Here is a 23,489-nt window from a genome sequence, read left to right as displayed (position 1 = left end):
CCATATCGCCCGCCCGCACCCGTTCTCGACGAGGAGAGCACGTGTCACAGGAGAACACTGCCCAGAGCCATGACGACGACCACGGCTACGACTACGACGTCGTCGTGGTCGGTTCCGGCTTCGGCGGCTCCGTCACCGCCCTGCGGCTGACCGAGAAGGGTTACCGCGTGGGCGTGCTGGAGGCCGGCCGCCGCTTCACCCGGGAGTCGCTGCCCAAGAACTCCTGGGACGTGAAGAACTACCTGTGGGCGCCGAAGCTCGGCATGTACGGCATCCAGCGCATCCATCTGCTGGGCAACGTGATGGTGCTGGCCGGCGCGGGCGTCGGCGGCGGTTCGCTCAACTACGCCAACACCCTCTACGTACCGCCGAAGCCGTTCTTCGAGGACCCGCAGTGGAAGGACATCACGGACTGGCAGGAGGAGCTGGCGCCGTACTACGACCAGGCCCGGCGCATGCTGGGGGTGCGGCTCAACCCGACGATGACCCCCTCCGACGTCCATCTCAAGGCGGCCGCCGAGCGGATGGGCGTGGGGGACACCTTCCACCTCGCGCCGGTCGGCGTCTTCTTCGGGGACGGCGAGGACGCCGACGGCGGCGCGCGGGCGAAGCCCGGGGGCGAGGTCGCCGACCCCTACTTCGGCGGCGCGGGCCCGTCCCGCAAGGCGTGCAGCGAGTGCGGCGAGTGCATGACGGGCTGCCGCCACGGCGCGAAGAACACCCTCAACGAGAACTACCTCTACCTCGCCGAGAAGGCCGGCGCCGTCGTCCACCCGATGACGAGCGTGGTGTCCGTGACGGACGACTCGCGCGGCGGGTACGCCGTGCGGACGCTGCCCACCGACGACCGCCGCAAGGACCGCGGCCGTACGTTCACGGCGCGCCGCGTCGTCCTCGCGGCCGGCACCTACGGCACCCAGACCCTGCTGCACCGGATGAGGGCGGGCGGCCAGCTCCCGTATCTCTCGGAGAGGCTGGGCGAGCTGACCCGGACCAACTCCGAGGCGCTGGTGGGCGCGCAGACCGACGACCGCCGCTACCGCAAGGCGCACGGCACCAGGGCCGACTTCACCCGCGGGGTCGCCATCACCTCGTCCGTCCACCCGGACGCCAGCACGCACATCGAACCCGTCCGCTACGGCAAGGGCTCGAACGCGATGGGCAGCCTGTCCATCCTCCAGGTCCCGTACGCGGAGCGCTCGTCGCGCGTCCTCGGCTGGCTGGTCAACGCGGCCAGGCACCCGCTGATGATGGCCCGTTCGGTCTCCAACCGCCGCTGGTCCGAGCGGACCATCATCGGCCTGGTGATGCAGTCGCTCGACAACTCCCTGACCACCCACCTCAAGCCGTCGGGCGTGGGCAAGGGCCTGCTGACCGCGCGCCAGGGCCACGGCGCCCCCAACCCCAAGCAGATCAAGGCCGCCTCGGAGGCCGCCTCCGCGATCGCCGAGGAGATCAACGGCTTCCCCGGCAGCAATGTCGGCGAGCTGATGGGGACGCCGCTCACCGCGCACTTCCTCGGCGGCTGCCCGATCGGCGACAGCCGCGACACGGGCGTCATCGACCCGTACCACCGGCTGTACGGCCACCCCGGGATCTCCGTCGTGGACGGCTCCGCCGTCTCCGCCAACCTCGGCGTCAACCCGTCGCTCACCATCACCGCGCAGGCCGAGCGCGCGATGTCGTACTGGCCCAACAAGGGCGAGGCCGACCCGCGTCCGGCGCAGGGAGCGGCGTACGAGCGCCTCGAGCCGGTGGAGCCGCGCGAACCGGCCGTCCCCGCCGACGCCTTCGGCGCGCTGAAGCTCCCGTTCCTCGGGATGCCGGCGGTGCCGCCGAAGCAGTGACGGGCGGGAGCGACTTCTGTCGCACGGCAAGCGGGAGTGACTCCTGTCGCACGACGACCGGGAGTGGCTCCTGTCGTACGACGACCGGGAGTGACATCTGTCGCACCACAAGAAGAAGGACCTGTGCCCCCCTCCGAGCCCAGGTCCTTCTTCTGTGTGCGAGGCGATGACGCCTCTGAACGGCCCGCCTCAAGAGGCGGCGCCCGTCTTACGCGGCGGCGTCACCGGTCTTGCGGCGGCGCACCACGAACACGGCACCGGCACCGGCGACGACGGCGATACCGCCGACGAGGCCGATCATCGGCAGCGCGGACGAGGAACCGGTCTCGGCGAGGCTGCCGGTGGCCGGGATGTCGTTGGCGCCGCCCTGGGGCTGCTTGCCGCCGGACGGCTTGTCACCCTTGCCCGGCTTGGCCTCGCCCGGGTTCTCGTTGCTGCTGCCCGGCTTGAGGACGGTGAAGTCGAAGTACGCGAACGCGCTGTGCACGCAGTTGGCGTCCTGGTCCACGTAACCGCCGAGGCCGATCGAGTAGCCGTCGCCCACCGGAGCCTTGGCGCCGATGTTGACGCGCAGCTTGATGTCGACGGTCTCCTTGGCGCCCAGCGTGGTCTCGCCGTAGTAGAAGCCGTTGCCGACCTCGTCGGCGATCGACTCCCACTTCTTGGTCGCCGGGTTGAAGTACTCGAGCTGGGCGTAGGTGGACAGCCAGTCCTTCTCGTTGTCGCTCACCGAGTCGTTGTCGACGAGCATCAGCCACTGGACCTGGCCGAGGTCCTCGTCGCTGTGGTTGGCGGCGCTCAGCGTGAAGTTGTGCCAGCCGCTGCCCGCGACGATCTTGCCCGGCAGACCCGAGACGTCCAGGGACAGCGCGGAGTCGACGTCCTCGCCGTTCTCGTCGACGGGGCACTCGCTCGGCTCCTCGGTCGGCGTGGCGGAGGCCGGGGCCGAGGTGGACGCGCTGGCGGAGGGGCTGGTGCTGGCCGAGTCCGACGGCGAGGCCGACTCGGTGCTCTCGGCGGGCGGGGTGCTCTCCGGCGCAGACGGGCTCTCGGACGTGGACGGCGTCGTCTCGGGCGTGGAGGTCGCCGACGACTCGGTGGAAGTGGGCGGCTCCTCGGCGAAGGCGGCAGGCGCCGAGAGCAGCGCCAGAGGAGACACGACGGCCGTCGCGGCCGCAAGGGCCATGGCGCGGCGAAGCTTCATGAAGACCTCGGGAAGTCCGGCGTACCGCAGCGACGCAGCACGCGAAGGTAACGGGAGGCCTCCGCGGTGGGGCGCGGGTGTGGCCGTTGATTCAGCAGGTGTGACCGGTAGCGGATGTAAAGGGTTGTACGCGTCTTTACAAAAAACTCATGTGGGCTGAGTCACATGCCGTCACCAGCGGCTGTACCTTGTGGACTTCCTAAAGAGACAGTAAAAAGGGCGGCTCGTAAACATTGCGAAGGTGGGGAAAGTGAAGTCAAAGGTGTCGCGGGGCGCGGTGGCTGTAGCGGTCGTGGCCGCGCTCGGATTCACCGCGGCGTGCGGGGGAAGCGACGACAAGGGCGGGGAGTCGAAGAAGTCGCCCACCAAGGAGTCCACCCAGGGGACGGACGGCGCGAAGAACGGCGGTGCCTCGAAGGCCGCCGCGCCGCTGACCAAGGCGGAGCTCGACAAGGCCGCCCTCGCGGACGGCGAGGTCGACAAGTACAAGGTCGAGAAGACGCCGGCCTCGGACCTCCTGCTCGCCTCCGTGCCCGCGTCCCCGGCCGCCTGTCAGCCGATCGCCGACATGTTCCTCTTCAGCACCGACCCCACGGCGAGCGCCGGTGCCGGCCGCACGCTGAACGCCGAGAACGCGCTCGACGCCTCCGTCACGTCCCTCGCGCTGTTCTCGTACGCGTCGGGCGGTGCCGAGGAGGTGCTGTCCGGGCTGCGCACGGCGACCGGCAAGTGCACCGCCTACGAGCACACCGGCTACAAGTACGAGGACGTCAAGGCGCTGAAGGACCCGGGTCTCGGCGACGAGTCCGTGTCGTACCGGCTCCTCGCCACGATCGAGGGGGCGGCCGTGCCCGCGACGTACACCGTGGTGCGCGTCGGCTCCGTCGTCGTCTCCTTCTCCTCGATGGACATGCTGGAGAAGGACGTGGTCGAGATCCCGAAGAAGATCATCGACGCCCAGTTGGCGAAGGTGAAGAAGGCGACTGCCTGAGCCGGCGGGCCGGCCCTCACCAGGCGCCCGGCCGGGCGTCCGGGTGGCCGAGGCTGGTGGTACGGCGAAGGGCCCCGCTGCCGGGTCCCCGATTCCTGCCCGGTCCTGCCGGAGGAATCGGGGAGAGGGGGGCCGCGGGGCCCTTCTTCGTCAGCACCGACGTCAGGGCAGCGACGGTGCCTGGGAGGCGGCGCCGGGGGGTGCGCCGCTCGGTTCGGGTCGGCCGCCGGTCGTGCGCCCCGGCGCGCAGGGGCGCACGCGTGGTCTCGACCTTTGGCAGTCGGTTCGCGCGGACCGGCGCTGACCGGTTGCGGCGAGCCGTACATCTCTCATGCTGTTGTCTGCGACGGGACGTGGAGCCCTGAGGGGCTGTTCTCGCATCGTGCTGGATGGTCCGCGGCCTTCGCAACCGTCTCGACCACTCTGGGACAATTCCGCCGACCGGCCCCGGGCGTCCCCGGGGCCGACCGTTCAATGGAGTGACCGGGCTGCTGTCCCCTGCCGTCCGGTCACCACGCCGGGACGAGGTCCCACGACGCACGGCATGGCCGTCACGTCTCATCGCCCCGGCGGAGCCACGCGTGGTTCTTTCGGGCCCGCCCCTGGCTGGCACGGACACCGGGACCAACGAAGCCCGCGTCGCACCGGTCACGCGCCGTACGGGTGAGACGGCGTACGAACGTAGGTGCAGCGGACGTGCGGCCGCGGGCCGACGACGGCCCCGCGACGGCCCGGCCGGGTCCGGTAAGTCATCCGGCGTTCGTCCGGTGTGCCGGACGCGGCCCCGGCACAGTCAGACGCGGCCCCGGCACAGCTCCAGCAGGGTCATCGCCAGGGCCGTGCCGGGCCTTCCGAGCGCCTCGCGGTAGTGGCCGAGGACCTCCATCTCGCGCGAGAGGTTCACCCGGCGGCCGCCGGAGGCGATCCGGGCCTCCTGGATCACCGCCGAGACGGCCATCCGTTCCTGGACGAGACCGATGATCCGGTCGTCGAGGGCGTCGATGCGTTCGCGGGCGCCGGTGATCACGCCCGCGGCCTCGTCGGTCCGCGCGCCGGTCGTGTCGAGTACGTCGGCCATGGTGGGGCTCCTCGGTGGAAGGGGTGCCCCGGAACGGCAAGGTCCGGAAACGGCAGGCGCCCCGGGCCTTGTCGGCCCGGGGCGCCTGGGAAGTCGCTTGTCAGTTGCTCAAGCAGGACGACCATGGCAGCCGGCGGGCCGGTTGCCATAGGTAAACGCGAAGGTCGTCGCGTAGGTCGGGTGCGTGAGCATGGCAGCAGTATGCCCACACGCCTGCCGGACGCCAAGCCGGTTCGGATGCTGAGACCCCGGCCGGGGGGAGCGGGACCGGGACCCGGGGTCGGGGCCGCACCCGAGCCGGGACCGGACCGGAGTCGGAACGGGCGCCGTGACGTGTCCCCGGGCCGACCCGATCCGCCCCGGCCCGGAGCAGGCCGGGGCGGGTGCCGTGACGTCTCCCCGGCCCGGGGCGGGCCCCTGCGGGCGCTCGTAGGCGAGCCCCACCTGAGCCCCGGTAGACTCGGAAGTACCCACCCCTTTTGCCCACCGCCGGAAGGCAGACCGTGCCAGAAGCGTCCCCCGCCGCCACCGACACCGTCCTGGTCGTCGACTTCGGTGCGCAGTACGCCCAGCTCATCGCCCGTCGCGTTCGCGAGGCCCGGGTCTACAGCGAGATCGTGCCGAGCACCATGCCGGTCGAGGAGATGCTCGCCAAGAACCCGGCGGCGATCATCCTCTCCGGCGGTCCCTCGTCGGTGTACGCGGAGGGCGCCCCGCGCCTGGACCGCTCGATCTTCGAGGCGGGCGTCCCCGTCTTCGGCATGTGCTACGGCTTCCAGCTCATGGCCGAGAGCCTCGGCGGCACGGTCGACAACACCGGCGCGCGTGAGTACGGCCGTACGCCGCTGCACGTCAGCAAGTCCGGTTCCACCCTCTTCGAGGGCACCCCGGACGAGCAGTCGGTCTGGATGTCGCACGGCGACGCCTGCTCCGCCGCCCCCGAGGGCTTCACCGTCACGGCCTCCACGGAGGTCGTCCCGGTCGCCGCCTTCGAGAACGACGAGAAGAAGCTCTACGGCGTCCAGTACCACCCGGAAGTCATGCACTCGACGCACGGGCAGCAGATCATGGAGCACTTCCTCTACCGGGGTGCCGGGCTCCGCCCGGACTGGACCACCGGCAACGTGATCGAGGAGCAGGTCGCGGCCATCCGCGAGCAGGTCGGCGACAAGCGCGCCATCTGCGGGCTCTCCGGCGGCGTGGACTCCGCCGTCGCCGCCGCCCTCGTACAGAAGGCCATCGGCTCCCAGCTCACCTGCGTGTACGTCGATCACGGTCTGATGCGCAAGGGCGAGACAGAGCAGGTCGAGAAGGACTTCGTGGCGGCCACCGGCGTGCAGCTCAAGGTCGTCGACGCGGAGGAGCGCTTCCTCACCGCCCTCAAGGGGGTCTCCGACCCCGAGGAGAAGCGGAAGATCATCGGCCGGGAGTTCATCCGGGTCTTCGAGCAGGCCCAGGCCGAGATCGTCGCGGACGCGGGTCCCGAGGTCGCCTTCCTGGTCCAGGGCACGCTCTACCCGGACGTGGTCGAGTCCGGCGGCGGCACCGGCACGGCCAACATCAAGTCCCACCACAACGTGGGCGGCCTCCCCGAGGACCTCGAGTTCCAGCTCGTCGAACCGCTGCGCAAGCTCTTCAAGGACGAGGTCCGGATGGTCGGCCAGGAGCTCGGCCTGCCGGACGAGATCGTCCAGCGCCAGCCCTTCCCGGGTCCAGGGCTCGGCATCCGGATCGTCGGCGAGGTCACCAAGGAGCGGCTCGACCTGCTGCGCGAGGCCGACGCCATCGCCCGCGAGGAGCTGACGGCGGCCGGTCTCGACCGCGACATCTGGCAGTGCCCGGTGGTCCTGCTCGCGGACGTCCGCTCCGTCGGCGTCCAGGGCGACGGCCGGACCTACGGCCACCCGATCGTGCTGCGGCCCGTCTCCTCCGAGGACGCCATGACCGCCGACTGGTCGCGGCTGCCGTACGAGGTGCTGGCGAAGATCTCCACCCGGATCACGAACGAGGTCAAGGACGTCAACCGCGTCGTGCTCGACGTGACGAGCAAGCCGCCGGGCACCATCGAGTGGGAGTGACCCACAGGACCCGCGGCTGATTCACAGCTGATGAGGAGGGCCCCCGTCCGGTACCGGACGGGGGCCCTCCTCATCAGTTTCAGGTGCGCTTGAGCGTGCGCACGGGCCCGCCCGGCCGCCACACCTGCACCACCAGGTACGTGTCGTCCTCCACGTAGGTCCGGGCGACCTCGGTCAGTTCGGTGCGGAAGAGGTGGAAGGCGTCCGGGTCCGGCGGCCGTACGGTGTCTGCGTAGCGGCGTACCTCCTCGGGGTCGTGGACCTCAACGGCCCGCCCGGTGACGCGGATGTCGCCGCCGTCGGGCGGCCGCGCCGTCGGTCCCGGGTTCGCCTGGAGCGCGAAACGCGGATCGCGGCGCAGGTCCGCCGCCTTGCGGGAGCCCGGCATCATGCCCAGCCACAGTTGGCCGCGGAGGAAGCGGACCTCCAGACCGCTGGTCCGCGGCGAGCCGTCCTCGCGAAGGGTGGCCAGGACGTGGTGCGTGAAGCCGCCGAAGCGCGCCTCGGCGAGCGCGGCGAACTCCGGTTCGGCGGCGGCGAAGGCGGCCCAGTCCGTGCCGTTGCTGCTGTCCATCCCCGCAGTGTGGCGGCGAATCCGGACATCTGCTGTCGGGTATCAGGACACGTGAGATCGGGCATCCGGACACGTGCGATCGGGCATCCGGACACGTGCGATCGGGCATCCGGACACGTGCGATCGCGCATCCGGACACGTGTGATCGCGCATCCGGACATGTGAGATCGCGCATCCGTCGGGCAACGGCCGTGAGGTGTCCTGACGTTCGTGGTGTACGGAGTCCGTCGCGCGGTACCCGGGTAACGGTTGTGCACTCTCTTCCCCGGCTTCCCCGGACGGCCCTGTTCTCCTGTGCTGACCGCGGGTAACTTCCGCTCGTACCGTCCACGCCAGTGCTGGAGGACATATGCACGGGCCCAAGTCGCCCCTGCCCCTGCCGACCGACCGGCTGCGGTTCGCGATGCCGCCCCGGTACGAGTCGCTGGACGACGAGCGGCAGCACCGCAAGGAGCGGCTCGCGGGCGCGCTGCGCCTCTTTGGGCGGTACGGCTTCGAGGACGGCGTCTCCGGGCACATCACGGCGCGCGACCCGGAGTACAGCGACTGCTTCTGGGTCAACCCGTTCGGCATGCCGTTCAAGCACGTCACGGTGAGCGATCTCGTCCTCGCCAACCAGGACGGCCAGGTCATCCAGGGCGAATACCACGTCAACCAGGCCGCGTTCACCGTGCACGCCCAAGTCCACGCCGCCCGCCCCGACGTCGTGGCCGTCGCCCACTGCCACTCCGTGCACGGCCGCGCGCTGGCCGCCCTCGGCGACCTCCTCGACCCCATCACCCAGGAGTCCTGCGCCTTCTACGAGGACCACGCCCTCTACGACACCTACACCGGCGTCGCCGTCGACGCCGAGGAGGGCCGCCGGATAGCCGCCGCGCTCGGCAGCCGCAAGGCGCTCGTCCTGCGCAATCACGGGCTGCTCACCGTCGGCGACTCGGTGGACGCGGCGGCCTGGTGGTTCCTGTCGATGGAACGGTCCTGCCAGGTGCAGCTCACCGCGCGCGCCGCGGGCCGCCCGGTCCTCATCGACCACAGACAGGCGGTCGCCACCCGCGAACAGCTCGGCGGCGACCTGGTCGCCTGGATCAACTACCAGCCCCTGTGGCAGGACATCAGCCGCAGCGAGCCGGACCTGCTGAGCTGAGGGCCGTTCGGCTCCGGTGCGGCTGGAGTCATTCTGCTTCGGGGTGGCTGGAGTCATTCCGTTTGGGGTGGCTGGGGCGGTGTCGGAAGCCGGTGTCAGAAGCCGCGCAGGATCGTCGCCTTCGTCGCCGCGAACTCCTCGTCCGTGAGCACCCCCGCGCGGTGCAGCTCGCCCAGCTCCCGCAACCGGCGCAGCAGTACGTCGTGATGGTCGGCCGGCGGCGGCACGGCAGCGGCGAGCCGGGGCAGGTCGGCCTGTCCGGCGCAGTCCGTGTAGTCGCCCACGCGGGCGGAGGGGTGCGGCAGCCGCGCCGTCACCGCGGACGCGACGAGCGCGGTGAGCAGATCGCGGCGGGCGTTGCCCCACAGATCGAGCGCGTACGGGTCCTTCTCCGGCGGCAGTTTGGAGAACACCGTCTCCCTGGTCACGAAGCGCAGGAAACCGTCCTCGTAACCGGAGTTGGGCAGCCATTCCACCTGGATGACGTCGCCGACCGCGATGATCCGCGGGCCGGTGGCGCGCTTGACCCGGTCCGAGGTGTCCGCCCAGTCGATACGCACCCGGGCGCCGTCGAAGGAGACCGTGCCGTCGCTGGAACGGACCGACACCGGGACCGGCGGCCCCTGAAGGAGGTAGGTCTTGGCCGGCTCCTTCGGTATCTGCTCGAGGAGCAGCGCCTGCCGGATCTCCTCCGCGACGTACTCGGCGACCCCGGAACGGTCGATGTCCACGGCCAGCCGGTAGGGGTCCGCCGTCTCCGGCAGCCGCCCGCCGGTCGCCTGGAGCAGCGGGTCCGCGCCCTCGCGGAGTCTGAGGCGGAGCCGGCCGCGCTTGCGTTCCGGTTCGAAGACGATGCCCGCGACCGCCTCCAGCGGCACGGAGATCTCTCCGTACGTCTGCCGGAACAGCGGCACGGTGCGGTGGAGCCCCGGCGTGATGCGGACCGTGCTGCCGTCGAAGGCCCAGGTCCCGTCCCGCTGGATGATCTCGGCCATACGGAAATTCTCGCAGCCGGGTCAACACGGAGTCCGGCGATTCACCCGTGCTGACCAGACCTGCCGAACGCGCGCCGTGTTCCGTACGGCACAATGCGCTGTCATCACGGGGCAGTTGTACGGCAGTCAGACGTACGGAAAGTCCGGCCGCGGCATTCCTGCTCGGGGAACTCCGCGAGACCGGCGCTCGACCTGCACTCGACCTGCGCTGACCTGTGTGAACCACTCGGATCGATGACATCTCTGGACACCTCTGGTGAGGAAGGCGGCAGCGGGCGTGGCGGTGCAGGAGGCGAGACACGGCGCGGAGCGCGGTGGCGGGCGCGATGCCGGGTCGGGCGCCGGGTCCGGCCGGGGCGCACACGGGGGCGGCTGCACGTGCGGGGACTGCCCGCACGGCGCGCGCGAAGGACACCGGCGCGCGGTCGCCGCCTTCCTCGCCCAGCGCGAGGAGTTCGCGTCCGGGCAGGGGCTGCCCGCCGCGGTCGCCCACTCCGCGTCCGCGTCCCGGCAGTGGGTCTCGGACGAACTCACCCAGTCCGCCGACCTGGTCGCCGAGCGCGGACGCCTCGAGGGCGAGGCGTGGCTCGCACGGCTGTGGCGCCGCACCGCGTACACCGTGTGGGCAGCGGTCGGACTGCTCCTGCTCGTCGAGACGCTCACCGCGATCGGCGCGGGCTGGAGTGCCGCACGGACCGCGGGCCTGCTCGCGGCGGTCGCCGTGGGCGCGCTGCTGACCGTGGCCGGCTACTTCCACCGGGCCCGCGGCGGCGCCCTCGCCCCGGTCATCGGCGAGGACAACCGGCTCTCCACCTCCCGCGCCGTGGCGGCGAGCTGGGTCCTCCTCGCCGCCTTCTCGGTCCTGGTCCTCGTCGGGCAGCTCGCCGCGGCCTCCGGCCACGGCGAACGCGACCGGCTCATCTCGGGCCTCGAACTCGCCCGGGGCGCGGGCGTCGTGACCGTCGTCGCCACGGTCTGCGCCATCGCCGTACTGGTACGGCGGGTCGTCGGACTGCGCGTGCTCGGCCAGCGGCTCCAGAAGGTCCGCGCCGACCGGCCGCGCGCCGCCGACCTGCTCACCGACGACTCGGGACGAGGCAGCTTCGCCGACATCCAGTACGTCGTCGTCTGCGCCGTCGCGATCGTCTTCGCCGCCGTACGGCTGGCCCGGCGGCCGGAGCAGCTTCCCGACCTCCCCTGGGGACTGGCCCTGCTCGTCCTCGTCTCCGCCGTCACCTACTTCGCCGGCAAGTACTCCGAGGGCGGCCGGCCGGTCATCCTCTCCGTCGTCCGCGCCCGCGAGGCCGGCGACCTCGACGCACCCATCCGCACCGGCGACGACATCGAGATCCGCGGTGCCGGGTTCGTGCCCCCGGGCGCCCAGACCGCCGACCGGCTCTCCCGCATGGTCGTCCGCATCGGCACCGTCCATGTCCACGTCCCGCTCGTCCCCGTCCCGGGCGGCTTCAGCAACCCGACCGACGCCGTACTGACCGTGCCGGTACCGGTGGACGTCGAACCCGGACGCGTGGAGGTCCAGGTCGTCACCGCCGCGGGCCTCGAAACCAATCGCTGCACCATCGACGTGGTGGAGTGACCCACCGGGACCGGTCAGGCGGGCGGTGGTTCCGCGCCATGGTGTCCGGTGCGGACAACCCCGTGGCCCATAGCGTGAGCGCGAAGACCTCTTCGTACGTATCGTCTGTTGAGGGGTCAACGGCACAGTGGGCGAGAGGCGGGCACAGGCGATGACTCACGGCGTACGGTCGAACACCCACGGCACCTACCTCGACGGCGACCGCGACTGGCGGGAGACCGCCACCCGGTACGCCCTGCTGCCCTTGCGTGTCTTCCTGGGCATCACCTTCATCTACGCCGGTCTGGACAAGCTCACCGACAGTGCCTTCCTCAAGGACGCCGGATCGGGGTCGATCGGCGACATGATGCGGTCGGTGCGCGACTCGTCCGCGATCCCCGCGCTGGTCGACATGGCCCTGAAGAACCCGGTCGGCTTCGGCTACGCCATCGCCCTCGGCGAGCTGGCCGTCGGCATCGGCACCCTGCTCGGACTGCTCGCCCGCCTCGCCGCGCTCGGCGGTGCGCTGATCTCCCTCAGTCTCTGGCTGACCGTGAGCTGGGCCTCCGATCCCTATTACTACGGCAACGACCTCGCCTACCTGATGGCCTGGCTTCCTCTCGTACTCGCCGGCGCCTCCGTCCTCTCCGTCGACGCGGCCCTGCGAACTCGGCGCCGCCGACGGACGGGCGGGTACCGCTAGGGCAGCTACTGCTGCGGGGACTGACTTCCCGGAGTTGCCGTGCTGGGCGGTGGCGCGTCCGCGGAGGTCCCGTTGTCGTGGGCGGCCTCGTTGTGATCACCGTGGGTGACGTCGCGAGGATTGATCCCGACCGTGCGCTGGCCCCTGTCCCGCGCCGCGCGGCGTGCGCGGCGTATCGCATGGGTCACGGAGGCCACCACGCCCGCCAGGCACAGGCCGCCCACGACCAGCGGTATCGCCACGAACCACTCGGCGTCCCAGGCGCCGCCCGCGTCCCCGGCGTACACCACGCCCGTGGCGAGCAGGGCGAAGCCCGCTATCAGTTTCCCCGGCTGGAACTCATGACGCAGCACGGGTCACCTCCGCTTGTCCGACGCCGACTTCGAGCTGAAGGTCGAGCGTGCCACCGTCCTTGACGCCGTTCTTGCCATCGCTTCCGCCATCGTCCTTACTGGAGCCGGAGCCGGAGCCGGAGCCGGAGCCGGAGCCGGAGCCGGAGCCGGAGCTGTCGCTGGGCTTCAGTGTGAGCCGGCGGTGCTTGCCGGGGGCCACGTCCACGTCCTTCTCGGCGTCGCCCGGCAACTGGATGTCGCCGACGCCCACTTCGATGTCCAGCCGTACCGTCGCGTCCTCGGGGACGACCACCACGAGCCGGCCCACGCCCACCTCGGCGCCCGTCGTCACCTTCTGGTCCCCGGCGAGATCGATCCGGGTGAGGTCGAGGGTGCCGACGCCCGTACCGAGGTCGTAGTGCGGCCGGACCTCGGACACCGCCGCCGGGGTCCACCGGGTGCGGACCCAGTTGGTGCTGAGGTCGTCGGGCAGTGCCGCGGAACAGGTGAGCAGACCGGCCGTGAGGACGGCCAGGAAGATCGAGCCTCCGCCGGTGCGCCCGAGGCACGCGCTGACCGCTATCCCCAGGCCGAGGACGACGAGCGCGCAGGCCAGGCCGGTCTGAGCGCTGCCGGCGACATCCGTGCCGTCCCACGTCAGGCGGGTGCCGAGGGCGCCCGCCAGCAGCGCGAGCAGGAACACCCAGCCACCTATCCAACGCGGGCCGCGCGGCCGTGGCTCGCGCGGGGCGCGTATGCCGTGGGCGGAGGTGCCGCGGGCGATGTTCACCGCTGCCGCGACATCCCGGTCCCGGGCGTCCGACGGGCCCCACAGATAGCCGGTGCCGCCCACGTGGGTGCCGTCCTTGACTATCGGGTCGCGCCACCAGGACGGATACGCGGCGGCGACGGGCGGTGCCTTGGCCTCGGGCGGTGCGTCGGCCGCCGCCTGCGCGGTCAGCGGGTCGGGGTCCGGGGCTCCGCGGTGCTGCGACCAGTAGCCCGCGCCGGCCAGGAGGAGGGAGAGGACGCCGGCGAAGACGAGCACCCCTCCGTTGTTCAGCATGGAGAGGAAGATGCCGCAGCCGATGAGGGCGAAGAGCACGGCCGCCAGCGCCTGGCCGTCGACGCGGCCGGTGAGGAGCTTGCGCACCTCGTTCTCGTCCTCGTCGTCGTACGGCACGAAGAGCCAGACGAAGCCGTAGAAGATGAGGCCGAGGCCGCCGGTCGCGGCGAGCAGCGCGAGCACGATCCGGAAGATCACCGGGTCCATCTCGCACTGCCTGCCAAGACCCGCGCACACCCCGCCCAGCACCTTCTGCCGCCGGTCGCGGCGGAATCTGCGCTGCGGCTCGGCCGCCGCGGCCCCGGGCGAGGTCGATCCGCCCCGGCCTCCGCGCTGCCGGGCCTCGTGCTCCCCGGCTCCGTGCGCCCGGGCCTCATGCGTCCCAGCTCCGTGTGCCCGGGCCTCGTGCGCGCGCGGTTCCTCACCACCGGTGGGAGGCGCGGCGTGCCGGCCACCGGCGGGAGGTGCGGCGTCCCGCGGGCCGGGGCCCGGTGGCCGGGCGCCCGGACCCGAGCCGTGGCCCGGCTCCGCCGCGTGCTGCTGCTCTGTCATGTGTATATGGTGACGGCCGCGGCGCCGCCACGGCAGTCGGGATGACCCTGGCCCGACCCTGAGATCGCCCCTGACCCGTGCCGCGGGCACCGTTCGAGCGGCGGCCCGCGGGAGATCAGGGGAGTATCCGGGGTCGACCCTGATGCTGCGGCCGCGGTCGGCGTGTGACCATCGTTGGCATGCCGGAAGCCGCGACTTTGCCACTCGACGACCCGCGGCCCCCGCGCAAGCTCTACCGCAGCAGCGACGGACGCTGGCTCGGAGGCGTGGCGCGGGGGCTCGCCGGGCATCTCGGTCTGCCCGTGGTCTGGGTGCGGCTGATGTTCGTCGGCCTGTGCATGGCGGACGGACTGGGCACGCTGCTGTACGCGGCGTTCTGGTTCTTCGTGCCGCTGGGCGTCGGCGGTGTCGACGCCGACCGGCCTCCCGCGCTGTCCACGGAGACCTCGCCGGACGGCCGCCGCAGGCTGGTCGCGCGCAGACCCGACCGGGGCCAGATCGTCGCGCTGCTCCTCATGGTCGTGATGGCCATGATCTTCGCGGGCAATGTGAATCTGGTCGGTGCCAAGGCCTATCTCTGGCCCACGGTGCTCGTCGGCGCGGGCGTGGCCCTCGTCTGGCGCCAGGCGGACAACGCGCGGCGGGCCCGCTGGATGGAGGTCGGCCGCCGCCGGCGCACGCTCACGCTGCTGCGTTCGGCCGCCGGAGTCCTGCTCGTCACCGCGGGCGTCTCGGGGATATTCGTGCTCCAGGGCTCGGCGGCCCACCTGGGTTCGGTGCTTCAGGCGGCGCTCGCGGTCCTCGTGGGCATCGGCCTCCTCGCCGGTCCCTACCTCGTCCGCATGACCCAGGATCTCTCCGAGGAGCGGCTGATGCGCATTCGCGCCCAGGAGCGAGCGGAGGTCGCCGCCCACGTCCACGACTCGGTGCTGCACACCCTGACCCTCATCCAGCGCAACGCGGAGAGTCCGGGCGAGGTGCGGCGGCTGGCCCGGGCCCAGGAGCGCGACCTGCGCGCCTGGCTCTACAAGCCGGAGGGCACCGGCAAGGACGAGGACGAGGAACCCGACACCCTCGCCGAGGCCGTCCGGCGTAGCGCCGCGGAGGTCGAGGACAAGCACGGCGTCCCCATCGAGGTCGTCGTCGTGGGGGACTGCCCGCTGGACGACAGGATCGGCGCACAGATGCAGGCCGCGAGAGAAGCGATGGTGAACGCCGCCAAGTACGGTGGCGAGGGCGGCGCGGTGCAGGTCTTCGCGGAAGTCGAGGGCCGGACGGTCTTCGTGTCCGTCCGGGACCGGGGCCCCGGCTTCGACCCGGACGCGATACCCGCCGACCGGATGGGCGTCAGAGAATCGATCATCGGCCGCATGGAGCGCAACGGCGGCACGGCACGGCTGCGTGCGGTGCCGGACGGCGGTACGGAGGTCGAGCTGGAGATGGAGAGGGCGGAGAAGACGTCATGAGCGACGCGAGCGGGCCGGGCGGCGGGACGCCGGAAGCCGGTGCGGACGCCGGTGCGGCGGTCAGTGCAACTGGCGCGGCTGCCGGGGCTGCCGGTGCGGCTGGTTCGGCCGAGGCGAGCGCGGCAGCGGGGGCCACGAGCGGTCGCCGGGTGCGGGTGGTTCTCGTGGACGACCACCGGATGTTCCGTACGGGGGTCCAGGCCGAGATCGGGGAGACCGAGCGGACGGGCGTGGAGGTGGTGGGGGAGGCCGCGGACGTCGACCAGGCGGTCTCGGTCATCACGGCCACGCGGCCCGAGGTGGTCCTCCTCGACGTCCATCTGCCGGGCGGCGGCGGGGTCGAAGTGCTGCGCCGCTGCGCGCCGTTGATGAGCGATGCCGAGCAGCCGGTGCGGTTCCTGGCGCTGTCCGTCTCCGACGCTGCCGAGGACGTCATCGGCGTGATCCGCGGTGGTGCGCGGGGGTACGTCACCAAGACGATCACCGGCACCGACCTGGTGGACTCCGTCTTCCGGGTCCAGGACGGCGACGCGGTGTTCTCCCCGCGTCTCGCCGGCTTCGTCCTCGACGCCTTCGCCTCGACCGACGCCCCGCCCGTGGACGAGGACCTCGACCGACTCACCCAGCGCGAGCGCGAGGTCCTGCGGCTGATCGCCCGCGGCTATGCGTACAAGGAGATCGCCAAGCAGCTCTTCATCTCCGTCAAGACGGTCGAGTCCCATGTCTCGGCGGTCCTGAGAAAGCTCCAGCTCTCCAACCGGCACGAGCTGACGCGGTGGGCTACGGCACGTCGGCTGGTCTGAGCGGCTGGGCCCGACGCGTGCGCGTACGAGTACGGCGTCACGGTTGAGCTGTGAGGCACAGTACGAACCAGACGGTCTTGCCGATGCCCTCCGCGCGCGGGGTCGCGCCCCAGTCGTCCGCCAGCGCGGCGACGAGGGCCAGGCCGCGGCCCGACTCGTCGTCCGGCGATGCGGTCCGGGGCGCGGGGAGGGTGCCGTTCGCGTCCGTCACCAGGACGCGGAGGCGGTCGTCGTCCAGGGTGCAGCGGACCCGGATTTCGCGGCCCGGCGAGACCCTTCCGTGCCGGTAGGCGTTCGTCACGAGTTCGCTGAGCAGCAGGACGGCCGTCTCCGTCGCCTCGTCGCCGAGCTTCCAGGCGGCGGTCTGTTCCCGGAGGAGGGTCCGGGCCCGGCCCGCGCTGCGGGCGTGACGCGGCAGGTGCCACACGGTGTCTTCGGGCATCGGCATGGGTTTCGGTCCTTGCGTGTGGTTCTCCGTCATTTGCCGTGATCAGGCTGGTGGTTGGCGCCTAGCCTCGCGAGTGTCGGCATGGGTACACAGCGTGCGTGTACACGCTGTGTTCAGCGGGAGGCAGGTGGGGCAGGCGTGGCGACTTCGGGGGATGCGCGGCAGTCGCGGCAACCGCGGGGACCGCAGCAGGCGTGGCGGTACTGCGGCAGCCAGATCAAGATGTGGCGCGAGGAGGCGGGCATCAGCCGCCAGGCGCTGGCCAGCGAGGCCAACTACGACTACGAGTACGTGAAGTCGATGGAGTGCGGGAGGAGGCGCCCTACGCTTGGCCTTTTGCAGGCGGCGGACCAGTTGTGCGGGGCGCGGGGGAAGCTGGTTGCGGCGCAGGAGTTTTTGAGGCCGGAGCCGTTCCCGGCGCGGTCACAGGAGTTCATGGCCATCGAGGGGGAGGCCATCAGCTTCTCCTGCTACGAGCCGCTGCTGATCCCGGGTTTGTTGCAGACCGAGGCCTACGCGCAAGCCTTGATCAGCGACGGTTGCCCGCCGCTCGACGATGAGACCGTGAGCGCACGCGTTGCCGCCAGGCTGCGCAGGGCGGAGGCCCTGCGACGCAGGGTCGGCGTGATGTACGGCTTCCTCCTCTACGAAGCCGCGCTGCACACTGGTGTAGGCGGCGAGGACGTGATGCGCCAGCAGTTCCAGCATCTCGTGGAGGTGGGGCAACTGCGCAACGTAGCCATCCAGATCCTGCCGTTCGGTCGGTGCGCAGGAGTTGCCCTCAACGGTCCGATCGTTCTGCTGGAGACGGAAGAGCACGACGTCTACGCCTTCGCCGAGGGGCAAGGGACGAGTGCCCTGTATGCCAACGCGGACAAGGTCAGTGCGTTGTCGCGCAAGCATGCCATGATCGGGATGCACGCCCTCAGCGTCGAGGAGTCTGCCGAGTTCATCAGAGGGGTGGCGAAGCGGAAGTGAATGACCACCTGACGTGGTTCAAGTCCAGCTACAGCGACAGCGAAGGCAGCAACTGCGTCGAAGTCGCCTACGCATGGCACAAGTCCAGTTACAGCGACTCCTCAGGCAGCGCATGTCTCGAAGTCGCCCACGACCAGCCCATGTCAGGGCGGCCCGTTACTCACGTTCGGGACTCGAAGCTCGGGGGTCGGGGCCCGGAGATCGCGATACCCGGCCGCGCCTGGGCGGCGTTCGTCGCGCACGCTCGTAGCGTCTGACGCCCCGCCGCTCGGGGCCCGTGCTTCGGGGGTCGAGAGTCGAGCTCTGTTTGTGAGGAATGGGTGGTTGGGTTCAACCCACCCTCCCTCCCAACGCCCGCGCGGGCCAGCGCACATGACATTTCGTGATCGGCTTGCCACGCGCCGTCGTGACGCTCTAGCGTTCGCAACAGCAAGCGACCCCGGCAGGTGCTACCAACACCGGACCGGGGTCTGACCTCAAGATCGAAACGAGCGATCTCATGGCTTCTGAAGACCCTAACGCGGTCATGCCCGCGTCCGCACACCCCATGGCCAATCCCGGTTACGGCAAACGGTCGGCGCCGGATCAGTCGCCGACCCGGACCGGCGATTTCGACCACCTCCCGCCTCGCGAGCGTTACGTCGCCGCCTTCATCGACCGGCTTCCCGACGGCGCCGCGATGGACGCCAAGACCCTCGCCAAGGCCCTGCCCCTCTACGGTCAGCAGGCCGTCCGGTCCGCCCTCAACGAGCTGTCCCGGGCCGGTCACCTCCGCCGGGTGCGGTGCCGTGCGCAAGGCGCGGCCACCGGTGAGGGAACTGGCGAGGGCGTGACTCGCTGGGTCTTCCGCACCCTGTGGTCGCGTACCGCACGTGACAGCGAATGGTGGGCCCGGGTGCTCTCGGGTGACGTACCGAGTGCCCAGGCGGCCACCGACGTCGTACCCCCCGCGGAGCGGCCCCGCCCCTCGGAGGGGTACGAAGCCCTCGCCCGGCTCGGCCGCGCCGAACCCCGGCTCGCGCTCTCCGCCGCCGACTGCGCCGCCCTCGAAGGGCTCGCCACCGACTGGCTGGCCAGAGGCGTCACCGCGGACCGGATGACGCAGTCCCTCACCGCCGGGCTCCCTGACCAGGTCCACTCACCCCGCGCGTTCCTGCGGCGGCGCCTCCAGGACAAGATGCCGCCCGAGCCGTCCATCACGGAGGTGCGACCACCGCTGACCATGCCGGAGTGCACCGACTGCGGCGTACCGGGCAGTCCCGAGGCCCTTCCCGACGGCCTCTGCCGGGCCTGCCGTGGCGGCGCCACGCCCGAGGAGCCGTGGGCGCTGCCTGCGACGGCCGTACGCGCCAGAGCCGCACAAGTGCGCGGGGCGATCCGCACACCGCTACGTGTGTGAGGCGTTTCCGCGCGCCCCGGCAGTCCGACCGACACTCTCACTAGGTAGGCGTCTCTCACATGGTCATGCGATACCCTCGCATTGTGGTAGCCAAAAAGCCTATTTCCGTCACCCTCGACTCGGACGTGCTCGCAGAGCTTCAGCGGCTCGTCGATGCGGGCGAGGCGGCATCGATCTCGGCCGTGATCAACGAGACCATGCGAAGCCGCGTCGAGCGTCGGAGGCGAGCCGAGCAGGCCAGGGAGTACGTCGAGGAGGCCCTGCTTCGTGGTCAGGCGCTGTCGGACGAGGAGCTCATCGAGGCGCGCGGCATGCTGGCCGCGAGCAAGGCCCGCAGCGACGCTCGCCGCAAGGGTGCGGCTGCGTGAGCGACGGCGTCATCCTGGACCAGCACGGTTTGCTCGCACTCGGGCGCGGGCATCGCGTGCTCTCCGCGTTCATCGTGGCGGCGCACGAGGACCCGCTCTACACGGTGGTCGTTCCGGCGCTCAGCCTGGCCGAGGCGACAGGGGAAAGGCCTGGAATCTCGGGTCACTTGGCCCAGCTCCCCGCCGTGGAAGTGGCTTCGGTCGACAGGGTGGTCGCCGACACCATGGGGCGTATCGCGACCACGATCTTCCCCGAGCAAGGGTGGCCGGCGGTGCACGTGGCCGCCGTCAGTATGGCGACCGGCTGGGAAGTCGCCACCACGGAGCCTGGCGCGTACCGCGGGTTCGGTGTGCCGGTGCTGCCGTTGACGGGATGAATCGCGCTCACCCGGCCTGCGTCACGCCGACCCGCGTCACGCCACCCGTGCCGCCCCCGCGAACGGCATTTCGTCGATCGGGGCCACGCGGACCGGAGCCGACGGGTTCGGGGCGTGGATCATCTGGCCGTTGCCGATGTAGATCCCGACGTGGCTGATGCCCGAGTAGAAGAAGACCAGGTCGCCCGGGGCGAGTTCGGAGCGGGCGACCCGGTGGCCCGCGTCGATCTGGGCGTACGTCGTACGCGGCAGGGAGACGCCAGCCGCGCGGTAGGCGGCCTGGACGAGGCCCGAGCAGTCGAAGGAGTCCGGACCGGTGGCACCCCACACGTACGGGCTGCCCAGCGCCTGGCGCGCGTACGCGATCGCGGCGGCGGCCCGGGAGCCGGGCGCCTGGCTGGAGGGCTGGCCAGCTGCTGAGCCCGTCGGCGAGCCTGCTGCCGGGCCCGCTGCCGGGCCCGATCCGGACGCGGGCGGGCCGGCGCCCGGACGCCCCGCATCCGTGCGGGACGAGCGCTCCCCGCCCTCCCCGCCACTGCCGCCCTCGTCCGCCGCGAGGCGTGCGCGCTGTTCGGCGGTGAGCCGGGACAGCAGCCGCCGGGCCTCGCCGAGCTTCCCGGTGATCGTGTTCTTGTGGCGGTTCAGTTCCGTCTGGCGGGACTTGAGGGTGGTGAGCTCCACCCGGGCGGCGCCACGCAGCCGCTCCAGCTCCCGCAACTGCGTCCGCGCCCGGCCGACGGCCGACGCCTGGCGGTCGCCCGCGCGCTCGGCGAACGCGGCGCCCTCCAGATACCGTTCGGGATCGTCCGACAGCGCCAGTTGCATCGCGGGGGCGGCCCCTCCGCTGCGGTACTGGGCCGCGGCGAGGGCGCCGAGCGCCTCCCGGGCCGCGTTGTACCGGTCCGCCCTGCGCGCCGCCTCGTCCCGCAGGTCGTTCAGCCGCCGCTCCGCCGCCCCGGCCTTCTCCTCGGCGCCGTTGTACTTCTCGGTGGCGACCTCCGCCTCCTCGTACAACTTGTCCACCTCTGCCTTGACCTCGGACAAGGAGAGCTGCGGATCGGCGTGCGCCGTGCCGTCGAGGCCCGTCGCGGTCGTCGCCGCGGTCGCCGCGCCGGCGAGGGCGACCGTGGCCGCGGTGCGGGCCGTGGGGCCGCGGAGCGAGCGCTGTCTGGGCTTGCGGTGCGCTGCCACGAGGGCCCACATCCTTCCGTACGGCCGCCCGCGCGGGGCGGTCTGCGGCGACCCGTCCGGTGGCGGCCCCGCACAGGGGAGCGAGCCGCCACCGGACCTTCTCGGCGGCGACCGGCGGCCGCCCCTGGCCCGGGCGGCGGTGGAGAGCCGGTCACCTGGGGGAGGACGCTAAGCCGGGGAACGAGGGCACGGAGACGCCATGTACGGAAATGACGGCAGTGGATCACCGGGTGACCGTGAGTGTCCGTCCCGCCGTACCGGAGCCGTCGATTCGAACCGGTTTGCTGACCGATGCGGCGGATCCCGGGGGACGGGGAGCGCCGGGCTGCTACGGCGGGCCGACCTCAGCCGCCGCGCAGAGAGAGCCCTGCGCCTCGGTCGTCACGCCAGGCCCGGTGACCGGAGCCGCCCGTGGGCAGGAATAGGCTCCGGACCATGGACGTACTCATCCATCTCTTCGTCGGCCTGCACATCATCGGGATCGCCGCGCTGCTCGGCGGCTTCCTCACCCAGATGAAAGCGATGGGCCAGGGCACGGCCCGGTTCGTCCCCGGGATGCTGCACGGCGCGCTCACCATGCTGGTCACGGGCATCGTGCTGGTCGGCCTCAATCAGGCCGACGACAACACCGTCAACAACATCAAGATCGGCGTGAAGCTCGCCCTGCTGATCGTGATCCTCGGGCTCGTCTATGTGAAGCGCGACGAGGAGAAGGTGGACAAGGGTGCCTTCGCCGCGGTCGGCCTGCTGACCATGGCGAACATCTTCATCGCCGTCCTCTGGACCTGAGCGGGCCTGAACGGGCCTTCCCGTAGAAGGGGGTCCACTAAAAGGGGGTCTACGCGTGCGTAGACCCCCTTCAACGTTTCCGGTCCGGCTCAGGCCGGCCGCACCACGCTGTGGATGATCGACTCACCCGCGTAGTAGATCGACTCCTCACGGACGTATGCGCCCGGCTTCGGGGCGTGGATCATCATGCCGTTGCCGATGTACACGCCCACGTGACTGATGTCGTCGTAGAAGAAGATCAGGTCACCGGGCTGCGCGGCGGAGAGCGAGACCGTGGTTCCCGCGTTCACCTGGTCGTACGTGGTACGCGGCAGGCTGACACCGGCGGCCTTCCAGGCGGCCTGCGTCAGCCCTGAGCAGTCGTAGGAGTCGGGCCCGGTCGCGCCCCAGACGTACGGCTTGCCGATCTGGGCGCGCGCGAAGGCGATGGCCTTGGCCGCCTTCGTACTGGACGAGGAACCCGCAGACGAGCCGGTCGAGGAACCTGTGGAGGTGCTGCCCGACGAGCTCGAGCCCTGGCTCTGTTCGGCCTCCTGGCGCTTCTTCTCCTCCGCGGCCTGCTGCCGGGCCAGCTCCTCGGCCTTGCGCTGGGCCTCCTGCTGCTTCTTCTCCTCGATCGCCTTCAGCCGTGCCTTCTCCTCGGCGGTCAGCTTGGACAGCAGCTCGCGGGCGTCGGCGAGCTTCTGCTGTACCTCCGCCTTGGACGTCTTCAGCGTCTTCTGCGACGAGGTGAGCGTCTCCAGGCTCTCCGACGCCTCCTGCCGCTTCTTCGTGGTCGCGGCCTGCTCGGTGACGTAGTCGTCGACGGCCTGCTTCTGGCGGCTGGTGAGCCGGCTCATCAGCTGGGTCTGGTCGAAGTAGTCCTGCGGGTTGTCGGCCAGCAGGAGGGTCGCCGTGTCGGGCGCGGCGGCGCCGGTGCGGTACTGGGCCGCGGCGAAGGAACCGAGCTCCTCGCGCGCGTCGTTGAGTTTTTCGGTGCGCTTGGCCACATCGTCGAGGAGGGTGTCGACGCGCTTGCGCTGTTTGGCGGTCTGCTCGCGCGTGGCGTTGTACTTCTCGGTGGCGGTCTCGGCCTGGTGGTAGAGGTCGTCGACCTTCTTCTGCACCTCCTCCATGCTCGGCTTCGGCTCGGCCGGCGCGGCGTTCGCCGTCTGCGAGAGCAGGGCCACGGAGGTGAGGGCGGCGGTGGCGAGGGTGGGGGTCCTGAGACCCGCAAGGCGCGTAGCGGCGGGACGCCATTTGCGGTGCGACGCCAAGGGAGGCGACTCCTTCCGTGATCCGCCTACCGGGTTAGCTGTCGGGTTCGGGCGGGTGGTTCGGAAGGGTTGCCCTACGGTGCGCGCGTGTCCAGTGGCTGCCCACTGGTTGGCGGCACCGATTCACCCCAAGGTCGGTTGGGTCCCCGGCTCCGGCTGCCGCGGGGGCGCACCGGACTCGGCGGAGGCCGCACGGCCCGGCGACGTTCGCCGGTGGGGGTCGGGCGGCCTGCGCAGCACGCTAGCCAACTCGTGTGTCTTCTGTGAAGGTTGA

General features: G+C 71.2%; 23 protein-coding genes and 1 riboswitch. Of the genes, 14 read left to right on the top strand and 9 right to left on the bottom strand.

Annotated elements, in window-relative coordinates:
* Positions 1–41 precede the first annotated feature (41 nt).
* Positions 42–1,847, top strand: coding sequence for a GMC oxidoreductase (locus ACFV6E_RS35100; RefSeq protein ID WP_385162686.1), 1,806 nt, complete (start codon positions 42–44; stop codon positions 1,845–1,847).
* A 208-nt stretch (positions 1,848–2,055) separates the two neighbouring features.
* On the opposite strand, the gene ACFV6E_RS35095 is transcribed toward ACFV6E_RS35100, so the two are convergent.
* Complete coding sequence (locus ACFV6E_RS35095) at positions 2,056–3,051, bottom strand: LAETG motif-containing sortase-dependent surface protein (protein ID WP_385162687.1); 996 nt, start codon at positions 3,049–3,051, stop codon at positions 2,056–2,058.
* A gap of 277 nt (positions 3,052–3,328) precedes the next feature.
* On the opposite strand from ACFV6E_RS35095, the gene ACFV6E_RS35090 reads away from it, so the two are divergent.
* Positions 3,329–4,042: a hypothetical protein gene (locus ACFV6E_RS35090; RefSeq protein WP_385162689.1), complete on the top strand. Its 714-nt coding sequence runs from the start codon at positions 3,329–3,331 to the stop codon at positions 4,040–4,042.
* Between the two features lie 793 nt (positions 4,043–4,835).
* Here ACFV6E_RS35090 and ACFV6E_RS35085 read toward each other — a convergent pair.
* Positions 4,836–5,120, bottom strand: a complete 285-nt coding sequence (locus ACFV6E_RS35085; protein ID WP_385162691.1) for a chorismate mutase — start codon at positions 5,118–5,120, stop codon at positions 4,836–4,838.
* A 503-nt stretch (positions 5,121–5,623) separates the two neighbouring features.
* Between ACFV6E_RS35085 and guaA the strand changes: the two genes are divergently transcribed.
* Positions 5,624–7,198 carry a glutamine-hydrolyzing GMP synthase gene (gene guaA, locus ACFV6E_RS35080; protein WP_385162693.1) on the top strand — a complete coding sequence of 525 codons (1,575 nt, stop codon included), beginning with the start codon at positions 5,624–5,626 and terminating at the stop codon, positions 7,196–7,198.
* 79 nt (positions 7,199–7,277) lie between these two features.
* Here guaA and ACFV6E_RS35075 read toward each other — a convergent pair whose 3' ends face one another.
* Positions 7,278–7,772, bottom strand: a complete 495-nt coding sequence (locus tag ACFV6E_RS35075) for a pyridoxamine 5'-phosphate oxidase family protein (protein ID WP_385162695.1) — start codon at positions 7,770–7,772, stop codon at positions 7,278–7,280.
* A 349-nt stretch (positions 7,773–8,121) separates the two neighbouring features.
* Between ACFV6E_RS35075 and ACFV6E_RS35070 the strand changes: the two genes are divergently transcribed.
* Positions 8,122–8,916 (top strand): class II aldolase/adducin family protein, encoded by a 795-nt coding sequence (locus tag ACFV6E_RS35070; RefSeq protein WP_385162697.1) that lies wholly within the window; start codon positions 8,122–8,124, stop codon positions 8,914–8,916.
* Between the two features lie 95 nt (positions 8,917–9,011).
* On the opposite strand, the gene ACFV6E_RS35065 is transcribed toward ACFV6E_RS35070, so the two are convergent.
* Positions 9,012–9,911, bottom strand: coding sequence for a DUF4429 domain-containing protein (locus tag ACFV6E_RS35065; RefSeq protein ID WP_385162699.1), 900 nt, complete (start codon positions 9,909–9,911; stop codon positions 9,012–9,014).
* 277 nt (positions 9,912–10,188) lie between these two features.
* On the opposite strand from ACFV6E_RS35065, the gene ACFV6E_RS35060 reads away from it, so the two are divergent.
* Complete coding sequence (locus ACFV6E_RS35060; RefSeq protein WP_385162773.1) at positions 10,189–11,508, top strand: hypothetical protein; 1,320 nt, start codon at positions 10,189–10,191, stop codon at positions 11,506–11,508.
* Between the two features lie 151 nt (positions 11,509–11,659).
* Positions 11,660–12,190, top strand: coding sequence for a DoxX family membrane protein (locus ACFV6E_RS35055; RefSeq protein ID WP_385162701.1), 531 nt, complete (start codon positions 11,660–11,662; stop codon positions 12,188–12,190).
* Between the two features lie 5 nt (positions 12,191–12,195).
* Here the strand turns inward: ACFV6E_RS35055 and ACFV6E_RS35050 are convergent, their stop codons facing one another.
* Both ACFV6E_RS35050 and ACFV6E_RS35045 read right to left on the bottom strand, forming a co-directional pair.
* Positions 12,196–12,543 (bottom strand): hypothetical protein, encoded by a 348-nt coding sequence (locus tag ACFV6E_RS35050; protein ID WP_385162703.1) that lies wholly within the window; start codon positions 12,541–12,543, stop codon positions 12,196–12,198.
* On the bottom strand, positions 12,530–14,140 hold the full coding sequence (locus tag ACFV6E_RS35045; RefSeq protein WP_385467227.1) for a PspC domain-containing protein: 1,611 nt from the start codon (positions 14,138–14,140) through the stop codon (positions 12,530–12,532). Before ACFV6E_RS35045 ends, ACFV6E_RS35050 begins: the two co-directional genes overlap by 14 nt.
* A 179-nt stretch (positions 14,141–14,319) precedes the next feature.
* Here ACFV6E_RS35045 and ACFV6E_RS35040 point away from each other — a divergent pair, with 179 nt between their 5' ends.
* Positions 14,320–15,606, top strand: coding sequence for a PspC domain-containing protein (locus ACFV6E_RS35040; RefSeq protein WP_385162707.1), 1,287 nt, complete (start codon positions 14,320–14,322; stop codon positions 15,604–15,606).
* Positions 15,603–16,409, top strand: a complete 807-nt coding sequence (locus ACFV6E_RS35035; protein WP_385467225.1) for a LuxR C-terminal-related transcriptional regulator — start codon at positions 15,603–15,605, stop codon at positions 16,407–16,409. The genes ACFV6E_RS35040 and ACFV6E_RS35035 overlap by 4 nt, the downstream gene beginning before the upstream one ends.
* A gap of 37 nt (positions 16,410–16,446) precedes the next feature.
* On the opposite strand, the gene ACFV6E_RS35030 is transcribed toward ACFV6E_RS35035, so the two are convergent.
* Positions 16,447–16,857 (bottom strand): ATP-binding protein, encoded by a 411-nt coding sequence (locus tag ACFV6E_RS35030; protein ID WP_385467222.1) that lies wholly within the window; start codon positions 16,855–16,857, stop codon positions 16,447–16,449.
* A gap of 138 nt (positions 16,858–16,995) precedes the next feature.
* Here ACFV6E_RS35030 and ACFV6E_RS35025 point away from each other — a divergent pair, with 138 nt between their 5' ends.
* The 5 genes from ACFV6E_RS35025 (at position 16,996) to ACFV6E_RS35005 (ending at position 19,979) form a co-directional block, all read left to right on the top strand.
* Positions 16,996–17,835: a helix-turn-helix domain-containing protein gene (locus ACFV6E_RS35025; protein WP_385162713.1), complete on the top strand. Its 840-nt coding sequence runs from the start codon at positions 16,996–16,998 to the stop codon at positions 17,833–17,835.
* The gene (locus ACFV6E_RS35020) at positions 17,832–18,092 is read left to right on the top strand and encodes a DUF397 domain-containing protein (RefSeq protein ID WP_385467219.1); all 261 of its coding nucleotides are present in this window, start codon (positions 17,832–17,834) and stop codon (positions 18,090–18,092) included. The genes ACFV6E_RS35025 and ACFV6E_RS35020 overlap by 4 nt, the downstream gene beginning before the upstream one ends.
* 269 nt (positions 18,093–18,361) lie before the next feature.
* Positions 18,362–19,234, top strand: coding sequence for a hypothetical protein (locus ACFV6E_RS35015; RefSeq protein WP_385467216.1), 873 nt, complete (start codon positions 18,362–18,364; stop codon positions 19,232–19,234).
* Positions 19,235–19,317: 83 nt separating this feature from the next.
* Positions 19,318–19,602: a type II toxin-antitoxin system CcdA family antitoxin gene (locus tag ACFV6E_RS35010; protein ID WP_385162719.1), complete on the top strand. Its 285-nt coding sequence runs from the start codon at positions 19,318–19,320 to the stop codon at positions 19,600–19,602.
* Positions 19,599–19,979: a hypothetical protein gene (locus ACFV6E_RS35005; RefSeq protein ID WP_385162721.1), complete on the top strand. Its 381-nt coding sequence runs from the start codon at positions 19,599–19,601 to the stop codon at positions 19,977–19,979. The genes ACFV6E_RS35010 and ACFV6E_RS35005 overlap by 4 nt, the downstream gene beginning before the upstream one ends.
* A gap of 36 nt (positions 19,980–20,015) precedes the next feature.
* Here the strand turns inward: ACFV6E_RS35005 and ACFV6E_RS35000 are convergent, their stop codons facing one another.
* Positions 20,016–21,170 (bottom strand): NlpC/P60 family protein, encoded by a 1,155-nt coding sequence (locus tag ACFV6E_RS35000; protein ID WP_385467213.1) that lies wholly within the window; start codon positions 21,168–21,170, stop codon positions 20,016–20,018.
* 435 nt (positions 21,171–21,605) lie between these two features.
* Here ACFV6E_RS35000 and ACFV6E_RS34995 point away from each other — a divergent pair, with 435 nt between their 5' ends.
* Complete coding sequence (locus ACFV6E_RS34995) at positions 21,606–21,959, top strand: hypothetical protein (RefSeq protein WP_385467210.1); 354 nt, start codon at positions 21,606–21,608, stop codon at positions 21,957–21,959.
* A gap of 89 nt (positions 21,960–22,048) precedes the next feature.
* Here the strand turns inward: ACFV6E_RS34995 and ACFV6E_RS34990 are convergent, their stop codons facing one another.
* Positions 22,049–23,215, bottom strand: coding sequence for an NlpC/P60 family protein (locus ACFV6E_RS34990; protein ID WP_385467207.1), 1,167 nt, complete (start codon positions 23,213–23,215; stop codon positions 22,049–22,051).
* Positions 23,216–23,222: 7 nt separating this feature from the next.
* Positions 23,223–23,409, bottom strand: a riboswitch (cyclic di-AMP (ydaO/yuaA leader).
* Positions 23,410–23,489: the final 80 nt, after the last annotated feature.

The sequence above is a fragment of the Streptomyces sp. NPDC059785 genome, from assembly GCF_042732375.1.
Lineage (GTDB): Bacteria > Actinomycetota > Actinomycetes > Streptomycetales > Streptomycetaceae > Streptomyces.
This window is presented reverse-complemented; position numbering and strand designations above follow the sequence as displayed.

Coding starts and splice junctions, on each gene's coding strand:
- ACFV6E_RS35030 (WP_385467222.1), bottom strand. CDS start 16,857: ATGCCGATGCCCGAAGACACCGTGTGGCACCTGCCGCGTCACGCCCGC.
- ACFV6E_RS35065 (WP_385162699.1), bottom strand. CDS start 9,911: ATGGCCGAGATCATCCAGCGGGACGGGACCTGGGCCTTCGACGGCAGC.
- ACFV6E_RS35015 (WP_385467216.1), top strand. CDS start 18,362: ATGCCCGCGTCCGCACACCCCATGGCCAATCCCGGTTACGGCAAACGG.
- ACFV6E_RS35040 (WP_385162707.1), top strand. CDS start 14,320: ATGCCGGAAGCCGCGACTTTGCCACTCGACGACCCGCGGCCCCCGCGC.
- ACFV6E_RS35045 (WP_385467227.1), bottom strand. CDS start 14,140: ATGACAGAGCAGCAGCACGCGGCGGAGCCGGGCCACGGCTCGGGTCCG.
- ACFV6E_RS35095 (WP_385162687.1), bottom strand. CDS start 3,051: ATGAAGCTTCGCCGCGCCATGGCCCTTGCGGCCGCGACGGCCGTCGTG.
- ACFV6E_RS34995 (WP_385467210.1), top strand. CDS start 21,606: ATGGACGTACTCATCCATCTCTTCGTCGGCCTGCACATCATCGGGATC.
- ACFV6E_RS35035 (WP_385467225.1), top strand. CDS start 15,603: ATGAGCGACGCGAGCGGGCCGGGCGGCGGGACGCCGGAAGCCGGTGCG.
- ACFV6E_RS35070 (WP_385162697.1), top strand. CDS start 8,122: ATGCACGGGCCCAAGTCGCCCCTGCCCCTGCCGACCGACCGGCTGCGG.
- ACFV6E_RS35075 (WP_385162695.1), bottom strand. CDS start 7,772: ATGGACAGCAGCAACGGCACGGACTGGGCCGCCTTCGCCGCCGCCGAA.
- ACFV6E_RS35055 (WP_385162701.1), top strand. CDS start 11,660: ATGACTCACGGCGTACGGTCGAACACCCACGGCACCTACCTCGACGGC.
- ACFV6E_RS35085 (WP_385162691.1), bottom strand. CDS start 5,120: ATGGCCGACGTACTCGACACGACCGGCGCGCGGACCGACGAGGCCGCG.